This is a genomic window from Mesorhizobium sp. M2C.T.Ca.TU.002.02.1.1, from assembly GCF_003997225.1.
In genome coordinates this window covers 1-1,844 of record NZ_RZTO01001043.1, presented here as the reverse complement: position 1 = coordinate 1,844, position 1,844 = coordinate 1, and the positions used below count along the sequence as shown (strand labels likewise).

Annotated in this window: 3 protein-coding genes; all 3 read right to left on the bottom strand. The window is 61.3% G+C overall.

Features of this window, described 5'->3' with window-relative positions:
• Positions 1-761 (bottom strand): phosphatidylcholine synthase (pcsA, locus tag EOD07_RS33090; protein WP_164772782.1); only part of this gene is annotated, 761 nt, incomplete at its 3' end.
• Positions 758-1,372 carry a DUF1326 domain-containing protein gene (locus EOD07_RS33085; protein ID WP_127238220.1) on the bottom strand — a complete coding sequence of 205 codons (615 nt, stop codon included), beginning with the start codon at positions 1,370-1,372 and terminating at the stop codon, positions 758-760. The genes EOD07_RS33085 and pcsA, both read right to left, overlap by 4 nt.
• A gap of 12 nt (positions 1,373-1,384) precedes the next feature.
• Positions 1,385-1,844 (bottom strand): DUF2182 domain-containing protein (locus EOD07_RS33080; RefSeq protein WP_206519632.1); only part of this gene is annotated, 460 nt, incomplete at its 5' end.

Genomic DNA, 1,844 nt, shown 5'->3' with positions numbered 1-1,844 from the left:
AGATAGAGCCCGGTGATGGTGATGCCGATCTTGGTGAAGTCGCCGACCTGTTCGCTGAGAACGCCGATCTTGTCGTAGAAGGCGGCAAGGGCTGCCTGCGCCAGCGCCAGCGCGCCGAAGGCACACCACAAAAGCGTCATGCCGAGATTGACCGGCCGCAACCGCACGACGCGCACCGGGTGGATGAAATTGATCGGCAGGAAAGTCAAAATGCCGGCAACCACCACCACGGCGAAAGACACCCATTGCCCCGGCGCGATGACGAACAGCGTGAACACCACCATGTTCCAGACGACCGGGAACCCTTTGAAGAAGTTCTCCTTCGTCTTCATGCCGGTGTCGGCATAGTAGATCGCACTGGAGACGACGATGATGGCCGCCGACAGGAAGGACAGATTCTCGCCCATGAAGCCGCGCTGATAGAGCGCGAATGCCGGAATGAGCACGTAAGTGACGTAGTCGATGATGTTGTCGAGGAGTTCGCCCGACCATGTCGGCAGGATTTCCTTCACCTCGAGCTTCCTGGCGATCGGGCCGTCGATGCCGTCGACGAACAGCGCCAGCCCCAGCCACCAGAACATCGCCGTCCAGCGCTCCTCGCTCGCCGCCACCAGCGACAGGAAGGCAAGGAACGACCCCGACGCGGTGAGCAGATGAACGGAGAATGCGCGCGCCTGCGGCCACGTCACCTTCTTCTTCGGCAACGGAATCCGCTCCGCGATCTTCTTTGCCGCTTTCCTGGCTGCTGTGTTCTTGCTCACGTTCCCCGCCAGTCCAGCTTGCAGATTTCGGCCGAGCGGCCGGCGAAATTCCAGTTGCGGCCGAAGGCCCGCATCTTGCTCTTGTCGGACTTCGCCACGATGATTTCCGGCGCGATCCAATATTCCGAATTGGTGATTACCGTATCCTTCTCGCGATCCTTGCCAGGGATAGGCGTCACCGCGCCGTCGATGATCTTCGGTATCTGGAAGACGCGCGTCCTGTCGCGCGTCTCATAGGTGATCGGCACCTGCTCGACGCCGAGGAATTTCCCGACGAGGATCGACAGCAGTGACGTGGTGCCGCCGGCCTTGCCGGTGAAGATCTTGGTCAACGCCTTCACCGCATAGACCGAGGCGCGCTTGTCGATGAACAGGCCGGCCGTCCAGTTGCCGCGGCTCATATAGCCGGGGATTTCCATGATCAGGCCGAGATTGAGGCCGGAAAGGCCGACCTCGCCGAAATGGCCCGCGTCGATACGGAAGCCGGCCCAGGTCTGGCAATAGCCCTCGGTCGGCGGATGGCTGCCGAGCGACAGCACGCAGGGACAGAAAACCGTGCAATTGCAGGAGAGTACCAGCTCTCCTTTCATTGCCCAGCTTTGATCGGTCATCGAATTCTCCCCTTACGCCGAAACTAATAGCAGGGCTACCGCCCACACAAGCAGTATCGCACCGGCAACCCGGCTGGCCACCCTGCCGGTAGTCTGTTTTTCGATCAGGGTGAACAGGCCGATCAGCGTCATCCAGAAGACGTTCATGGCGCCTACGGCAAACATCACCAGCATCAGCGCCCAGCAGCAACCGAGGCACCAGATGCCCTGTTCCAGGCCAAGTCGGAAGATGCGGCCCGGTTTCGCGCTCCAGTTGGCGAACAGGATCGAGAACGGGTTGCGGCATTTTTCGAGGCATGCCTGTTTCAGGCCGCTGAATTGATAGAGGCCGGCAACGAGCAGCGCGGCGGCGCCGGCAAGGCCGACGGCAGGATCGAGCATCCGGCCGGAACCGGCAAAGGCGTAGACCGCCAGCGTCAACACAGCGAAGCCGACGGATGCGCCAAGCCATGTGGCAAGGTATCCGGCGACG

What these genes read in the sequence shown, in the direction of transcription:
- EOD07_RS33085 (WP_127238220.1), bottom strand. Translation starts at nt 1,372, where the DNA reads ATGACCGATCAAAGCTGGGCAATGAAAGGAGAGCTGGTACTCTCCTGC.